Source organism: Intestinibacter sp., assembly GCF_051866655.1.
GTDB lineage: Bacteria > Bacillota > Clostridia > Peptostreptococcales > Peptostreptococcaceae > Intestinibacter.
Genome location: NZ_JBJDXL010000046.1, coordinates 1 through 7,636, shown reverse-complemented (window position 1 = coordinate 7,636; position 7,636 = coordinate 1). Strand labels below are relative to the sequence as shown.

The 7,636-nt window shown below is 28.2% G+C and carries 10 protein-coding genes; 2 read left to right on the top strand and 8 right to left on the bottom strand.

All coding sequences use genetic code 11. The annotated features are described in order from the left end of the window. From ACI3VO_RS01330 to ACI3VO_RS01320, 3 genes are all read right to left on the bottom strand, one after another. The coding region (locus ACI3VO_RS01330) for a hypothetical protein (protein ID WP_439756175.1) at positions 1-208 on the bottom strand (208 nt) is incomplete at its 3' end. A 252-nt stretch (positions 209-460) separates the two neighbouring features. After that, positions 461-1,636, bottom strand: a complete 1,176-nt coding sequence (locus tag ACI3VO_RS01325; protein ID WP_439756174.1) for a hypothetical protein — start codon at positions 1,634-1,636, stop codon at positions 461-463. A 41-nt stretch (positions 1,637-1,677) separates the two neighbouring features. Then, complete coding sequence (locus ACI3VO_RS01320; RefSeq protein WP_320624624.1) at positions 1,678-2,043, bottom strand: hypothetical protein; 366 nt, start codon at positions 2,041-2,043, stop codon at positions 1,678-1,680. 222 nt (positions 2,044-2,265) lie between these two features. Here ACI3VO_RS01320 and ACI3VO_RS01315 point away from each other — a divergent pair, with 222 nt between their 5' ends. Continuing rightward, positions 2,266-2,718 (top strand): hypothetical protein, encoded by a 453-nt coding sequence (locus ACI3VO_RS01315; RefSeq protein WP_320624623.1) that lies wholly within the window; start codon positions 2,266-2,268, stop codon positions 2,716-2,718. 51 nt (positions 2,719-2,769) lie between these two features. Here ACI3VO_RS01315 and ACI3VO_RS01310 read toward each other — a convergent pair whose 3' ends face one another. After that, complete coding sequence (locus ACI3VO_RS01310; protein WP_439756173.1) at positions 2,770-3,030, bottom strand: TIGR03905 family TSCPD domain-containing protein; 261 nt, start codon at positions 3,028-3,030, stop codon at positions 2,770-2,772. A 716-nt stretch (positions 3,031-3,746) separates the two neighbouring features. On the opposite strand from ACI3VO_RS01310, the gene ACI3VO_RS01305 reads away from it, so the two are divergent. Further along, positions 3,747-4,499, top strand: coding sequence for a peptidylprolyl isomerase (locus tag ACI3VO_RS01305; RefSeq protein WP_439756172.1), 753 nt, complete (start codon positions 3,747-3,749; stop codon positions 4,497-4,499). Between the two features lie 155 nt (positions 4,500-4,654). Here the strand turns inward: ACI3VO_RS01305 and ACI3VO_RS01300 are convergent, their stop codons facing one another. The 4 genes from ACI3VO_RS01300 to ACI3VO_RS01285 all read right to left on the bottom strand — a co-directional run bounded on the left by ACI3VO_RS01300 (position 4,655) and on the right by ACI3VO_RS01285 (position 7,432). Beyond that, on the bottom strand, positions 4,655-5,137 hold the full coding sequence (locus ACI3VO_RS01300; RefSeq protein WP_439756171.1) for an Lrp/AsnC family transcriptional regulator: 483 nt from the start codon (positions 5,135-5,137) through the stop codon (positions 4,655-4,657). A 181-nt stretch (positions 5,138-5,318) separates the two neighbouring features. Further along, positions 5,319-5,732, bottom strand: coding sequence for a CBS domain-containing protein (locus ACI3VO_RS01295; protein ID WP_439756170.1), 414 nt, complete (start codon positions 5,730-5,732; stop codon positions 5,319-5,321). 219 nt (positions 5,733-5,951) lie between these two features. Continuing rightward, complete coding sequence (locus tag ACI3VO_RS01290; protein ID WP_290692113.1) at positions 5,952-6,152, bottom strand: cold-shock protein; 201 nt, start codon at positions 6,150-6,152, stop codon at positions 5,952-5,954. Between the two features lie 152 nt (positions 6,153-6,304). After that, complete coding sequence (locus ACI3VO_RS01285) at positions 6,305-7,432, bottom strand: amidase domain-containing protein (protein ID WP_439756169.1); 1,128 nt, start codon at positions 7,430-7,432, stop codon at positions 6,305-6,307. Positions 7,433-7,636 lie beyond the last annotated feature (204 nt).

Genomic DNA, 7,636 nt, shown 5'->3' with positions numbered 1-7,636 from the left:
ATTTAGGGCATTTAAGACCTTTTTTAAATCTTCCTTCTAAAATCTTGTTTTTTCCGTCTGTTTCATCATAAAATCCTAAATTATATAAATTTTTTAATTTTTGTTGAGCTAATGCTATAAAAGAACTCATTTCCTCTATATCTAAAGTATCTACTATCGATCTAATTCTTTTAGAACTAAATATATTTGAATGTTCTTGTCGAAACATAATGCACCTCTTTCTGATTTAGATTATCTACAATAAAAATCCCTCATCTTGAATATTTTTACTTTTATATAAATTCTTGGTTATATTATGTCCCAACAAAATTTATTTCATACATAATCTCACAAAATGCTTTAACATATTTACAATAGCTCTAGATCTAGTATATATAGCAATAATTCAAGAGTATTTAATTACAAAATAAAAAAGCAATTTACTAATTTGTACTAAAACTCATTAGTAAATTGCTTTTTTCTATTTCATATTAAATCTATGTACTCTAAACTTGCTGCCGTCTAGATGCAAGCCTTCTATTTCTCTATTTTTAGTAACTACGAAATATCTATTGTATAAATCATCTCTGACTTCATCCTCTAGAGCTTCTATTAAAAATACTTCATCTAAATAAAGCGGAACTCTACCTAAAAATGCCACAAAATGTATCAAGTCATGATCGCAATACCCTTTGATTAAAATATCATCTAAAACCTCTCTGACGCTGTACTTATCATGTATATTTACCTCGTCTAGCGGCTTATCTACATTTACGAAAACTCCATTTTCCATAGCTTCTACTTCGAATTTTTCATCCTCTAGTTGACATTTATCTACTTGCTCAAATAAATCCTTTGGTATATAATTTATCCCCTCCACGCCGCTCAAAAATCCATATCTGTGGTGATTTACTGGGGCTTCTTCATCGTCGTGCTCAATAATCTCTATCTCAAATAAATTAAAATAATCTGTCTTTAAGATTTTGTCAGATATAAATATATTGGCGCATAGAGATTTTAAAATTCCTCCTGCTTTTTTTACAAAGTCCTTTAAATAATTTGTAAAGTACTCAAAATCATATCCCAATATACACCCGCTTATATTAAAGCTCAAAGATCCAAAATACCCGAAATCGTCGTCTATTTCCTGATCCTTTTTTATATAATCACAGCTGAAATTAAGACCTATATCCTGAGGTGCAGGCTCTCCTAAATAATCGACCTTATCGCTGTCTATATTTCTCAATATGTAATCCTTTATGCTCTCTGTATCTTCTAAGTCAAAACCTAGCTTAGGAGCCTCCATAACCCATTCATCCATAAACATTCTGCTTGATATGAGATTTCTATAATCAAATCTGCTTGAAATCTTGTCGCTCTTTAGTATTCCATCGTACAGCAAGCTAATTCTTCTACTTGCATTATCAGATACATTTGTGAGTTTCTTGTGAAGAGCTTTGACTGTGATCTCTTCATCGTCAAATTCCATATCAAATACAAAATCCTCTTCAAACTTTTCTACTAAATCCGATTCTATCAATTTCAAAAATCTCAATATATCGTCTAATTTTTCATTTTTAAAATTTAAATAAAGACATAAATTTCTACAATCTATCTTTTGGCTTTCAGAAAACACACCTGATTTTTTATATTCCATATTATTATCCCCTTTTTGCGTTATATAAAGCTTTCTTAAATCTATTTATCGTAATTTCTAGCATATTTTTCAAATGCTTCTATATAATTTTTATTATTTCTTCTCTTAACCGCATACTGGTGAAGCTCTATAGTGATTTTGCCGTCATCATCTCTTACAAAATGATATAAAATTCTAAGCTGAGTATTATCAGCATACCTAAATTTATAAGTGTAGAAATTATTTTCAAACACATCGTACTTTATAGCCTCATTGTTAAATATTTTCTCAAAGGGCTGGCCATTTTCCTCAAACTGCATTATAATTTCACACAATTTATGCAAAGCCTTGTATATAGCCTCCTTTGTCTTCTCATTTTCTTTATTGAATTTTTTATTATTTATACTTATACAAATCTTGTCGCTCATAAAATATACCACCTATAATCTTATCGTATCTATTTTTTATTATTTAAATTCAAAACAATATATTTATTTTAACACATTTATTTTCTTTTTACTTGTTTTATGATAAAATAATTAATATGTTTTATTTTGCCTTTAAAATTTAGCTCTCGCGTCTAAATTTTTAATATAAAAATGGGTAAAATAAATTACAACTAAATATCTATTAAAATTAGGAGGATTAACATGGGTTTAAAAGACAAATTTGCCGAATCATATGCTAGATCAAAAACTATGAGCGGACCAGAGAAAAAAGCAAATGAAATTATGGGTAAATTATTAATGAAAAAAGCAATTATACCTATAGTGGCTATGATTATTTTAATAATAGCTGGAGCTATGTTACATATTAACGGATGGATCATTCTTGCAATAAATTTAGCTATATGTGTTGGTACTTTCTTCTATATTAGAAGTCAAGCTAAAGAATTCCAAAACTTTACACCTTATGTAGGTAATTTAATAAGCCTAGAACAAAAAGGTAAAAAAGAATACGTTGCAATATTAAAACAAGGTAAAAAGCCTATAAAATTAAAAATAACTTATGGTGCAGAGGATTTACAACATATCAAGAAAAATCAACTAATCCAAATAAGCTACAACCCAAAATATCAAATTGCAATATTAGTTACTAGATAGTATCTCAGGGGATGTCGCAAGTAAATTGCGGTCATCCCTTTTTAATTTTTATTATTGTTTTTTATACACAAATTCTCTATATATTTTAAGTGCATTGGCTAGCTGATCTGGACAAGAGCTTCCTTTAGATCTGCACGGGATTTGCTCTAATGTATCTATTATATAATCTATATTTTTACCCTTTACTAAATTTTTAATAGCTATCAAAGCCCCCTCACATCCGCCTTCAAAAACTACATCTAATAATACATCATCCTCGATATCCATCAAAATCGATTTTGCACATACACCTTTTGTATAATACCTATACATATTTGTTCCCTCCTATACTTTTATTAGTTTCCTATACGATATAAATTTATGATAAAATACTTTTATTGATGTTATGATTTCATTATATTTTTTAAATAAAATGCGTATACATAAGTATGTATTTGTTAATAATGCATAGATAACATACAGATTAGGAGAAGCTTATGAAAGAAAAATACGATATACTTGAATTTTACTTCAGGATTTTGACAGTTTTATTTTGGGGTATTTTATTGTTTAACTGGATTTTTATACCAAATAACACTATAAACCGCTATATATTCAGTATTTACTCGCTTTTTTCTCTAGTGTATTTGCTTTTAATTATTGCAGATAATATAAAATTCGTTCACAAAGATTACATAGATTTTTTGTATAAATTTATATCTATTATGACCTTTATTATCTCTGAATTTTATTTTTTACTATTTTCTAATAATATTAAATTGCTTTTACTAAAATCTCTTATAAATTCACTGTACTTTTATATATCGTGCAAAAAAGTATTTACATCTAAGGACGAAGACGGTGTGGTAGGTATTATATCTTCAATATTAATATTTATATTTGCTACATGCTATTAAAATCTTATATACTATTTAAGGAAAATATTAGACATATTAATATTTTTTTGTTATCATGTATAATGAAGTTAATTTAACAAGCAAATGAAATTAAATTAATTAAATAAAATAGGAAAAAGGAGTAAACAACTTATGGAAAAGAAAATATTAGCTAAAGTTGGAGATAAAGAAATCTCTAATCTTGACATTGATAGTGCTATACAAGGTTTAGATCCTTATCAAGCACAACAATTCCAAACTGAAGAAGGAAGAAAATACGTATTAGAAGACTTAGTAAATCAAGAGCTTTTATACATGTATGCTAAAGACAACAAAATAGACCAAGATGAAGCTTTCAGAAAAGAAATGGCAGAAATAGAAAAAAATGTATTAAAACAATACGTAATAAACCAAATATTAACTAGCGTACAAGTAACTGACGACGAAAAGAGAACTTTCTTCGAAGCTAACAAAGCTAACTTCTCTAACCCACCAACTGCTAATGCTAAACATATATTAGTAGATACTGAAGAAAAAGCTAACGAAATATTAGCTCAAATAAAATCTGGAGAAGTAACTTTCGAAGATGCTGCTAGAGCTCATTCTACTTGCCCATCTAAAGATCAAGGTGGAGATTTAGGTACTTTCGGTAAAGGACAAATGGTTCCAGAATTTGAAGCAGCTACTTTCGCTATGGAAGTTGGAGATATAAGCGAACCTGTTAAAACTCAATTTGGTTACCATATAATCAAATTAGAAGATAAAAGCGAAGAAAGTATACCAGCTTTCGAAGAAGTAGCAGACAAAGTAGAAAAAACTTTAATGTTCCAAAAACAAGGTGAAGTTTACCAAGCTAAATTAAACGAAGTTAAAGCTAAATTCGGAGATTTAGTATCTTATATGTAATATAAAATATAAAAGTACAAAAATATAAAAAAGCTTGTCTAGATTCAGGACAAGCTTTTCTTTTTGCATATACTTCACAGACTAACATTTTATAATTTACATATATCTGTTGTTACTGCTTCTATTTAGTTTTAAGTATTTATTGCTATTATAAATTATGTAAATAATTTTCTGCTTTTGTATTTCTTAGTCATTATGTTATATTCTACTTCAGTTATACCTTCGATTTTGTAAATTTCTTCAAAGATAAATTTTTGCAAATTATCAAAATCTTCAATAAAGGCATGTGCTTGTAATTCGTTTTTTCCTGTCATAGCGTATACACATTCTATTTTAGGATGTTTTGCAAGCTCATTTGCAACGTCGTCTAGTTTACTAGGTGCTGCCTTAATTTGTAAAAATACAGGAGTATCTAAGCCAACTTTTTTTGAGTTTAATTGAACTGTAAATCTTTCAATTATGCCTTCTTCAAGCATTTTCATAACTCTTTCTCTTACTGCCATACGTGATAAATGTACTTCTCTAGCAATTTCAGCATAAGAAATTCTGCTATCGTTTGCTAATAATTTAAGGATTCTTATATCTGTCTTGTCCAGATGAATTCCTAATTTGTCAAACTCTAAAGAATCTTCTCTCATAAATATACCTCCTATTCAATAATTGTATGGAAATCACTTTATCTTAAATATCAAAATAATACAATTTCCTATTTAATGTTGTAAAATTAATATTGTAAAAATGATACACTCTTATGATTAAATTATAACAGTTACTCTATAGTAAGGTATATAAAAACTTGTTATTAATAGAGAATTTTTTTTATTTTTTCATTTCTTGATAGCAATACTCTACAATCGTTCTTCTTTTTACCATTCCGATAAATGTTTCTGTATCATCTATCACAGGAACGAAATTTTGAGTAATCGCCTTTGATATTAATAACTCCATATTTGCACTTATTGGTACAGGAGTATTGTTTTTTCTTCTTGGAATATCTATCACAGGCATATTTTCTATATCATCTATGCTAATTTCTTTCTTTTGTATAAGCTCCTTTAATGTCCACAAGAAATCTCCTTCTGTTATTGTCCCCACATATTTCCCATCTTTTGTCAATATAGGAATAGATGAATATCTATGGTACTCCATTTTTTCTAAAGTTTGTCTAATAGTAAAATCTTCATATATATATGCGACTTCACTTTTTGGTGTTAGAAAAAATAATATATTCACGTCTATATTCCACCTCCATAATAATTACCAAAAAAATTTATATTTTTTTATTTATAAACTATCTCATATTATTTTAACATAGTTGTATACTTATTTACACATAAAATTAACATTCTAAATAAGTCTTAATACTTATTACGCAAAAAAAAAGCCACCTAAGCGGCCTTTTTTCATATGACTAACGTTACTAATATATATGAATTTTCATTGTAATCTCGATTATAATCTCACTACGTTTGCAGCTTGAGGTCCTTTAGCACCTTCAACTACTTCAAATTCAACGTTTTGTCCTTCTTCTAAAGTTTTGTATCCTTCACCTTGTATAGCTGAGAAATGTACGAAAACATCTCCTTCACCTTCTACAGATATAAATCCAAAACCTTTTTCATTATTAAACCATTTTACTACACCTGTTTTCATTAATAAATCCTCCTAAAAACACACTTAATTGGCCATTAAATATAGCCTTATATCTAATTTATCATATATAATTATATTTGTCAATTAAATTTAATTTTATACTTATTTTTTTAAATTTCTAAAATATATGCTTTTTAAATAATTTATATACATTAATAATAGACTTTAATTATATGAAATCTTATAGATTTGTCGCTCCAGCCCAAGTCCCAAGGCACCAACAGTCTATCTGTATTGTGGCAGGTTACTAATGGATATCCCTTTGAATCAAGCCCTGTAACAGTCGATACATGCGTTATTCTACCGTTTTTTTCATATCCTACTATATCTCCAGGTCTCAATTTATAGGCCTCCTTATATACCTCTTGATAAGTACCCTTTGCTATATAATCTCCTCTACCACTGTTTATCAAGTAATTTTTAAATCCCTGAGCATTTACCCATGCCTTTGTCGCCTGGCCCTTTTCGTAATTCCAAGTTGTGTTTTTGGAAAAAAGACCACTTTCAAACATTATTTGTGATGCAAAGTTAGCACAATCGCCTCCATCTGAGTTGAAATCCTTGTAATTTGGATTTATAAGGTAAATCCTGCCCGGTTCATTAGTAGCAGCACCACAGTACCTATGTGCATATTCTATAGCTTTTTTTTGTGTATCATTTAAATTTAATTGTACAGCATTTTGAGATATTATGAAGCTTTTTATTTCCTTTGAATTTATATGCTCTAAATTCAGCGAATCGGCAAATGGATCGCTGTACCACTCTTTAGTTATTATATACTTGTCGTCCTTCTCCCTGACATGTAGGTAATGCTGAGTTCCTATTTGAAATTCATTTTGAACATCGGGTTCGTTTTCGTAGTGGTATTTATAATTTGTGCAAACTGTACATATTATACCGTATAAATTTTGTTCTCTCTCCCTTATTTTATTTATCTTGACATTTGCATCTATATTGTCAAATACTACTCCCTGCTTATCCGACCAATTCTTTAGGTACTGCATCTTTTTTATCTCATGTTCATAAGCCCAAAGTCCGAACTTTATATCTGTATCGTAAATGCCCTTTAATATTTCTTCATTGTGTTCCATAATAGCTTTATTTCTGTAATCAAATAAATTTTTTAGATATAATTCGTACTGCTTACTTATATCTATCTCCTTTTTTTGTTCGTTTTCTTGATTGTTTTCTTCTATATTATATATATATCCTTTATTGTTTTCGTGCGCATATATATTAGATCCTACCATTGTCAAAATTAAACTAAATATAATTAGCACCTTAAAACAGCTACCTCGCACAAACGTCACCTCCATCAGAATAATCTGATTAACCATTTCTATAATTATTATAATTTTTATTAGTATATCCAAAATATTAAACAATAATTATCCAATGTTATTTACATATTTTTCTATTTAATTGTACTAATACAAATTTTGTTTTATAAAATTTACAAATAAGTCTACTCATACAAGTATATT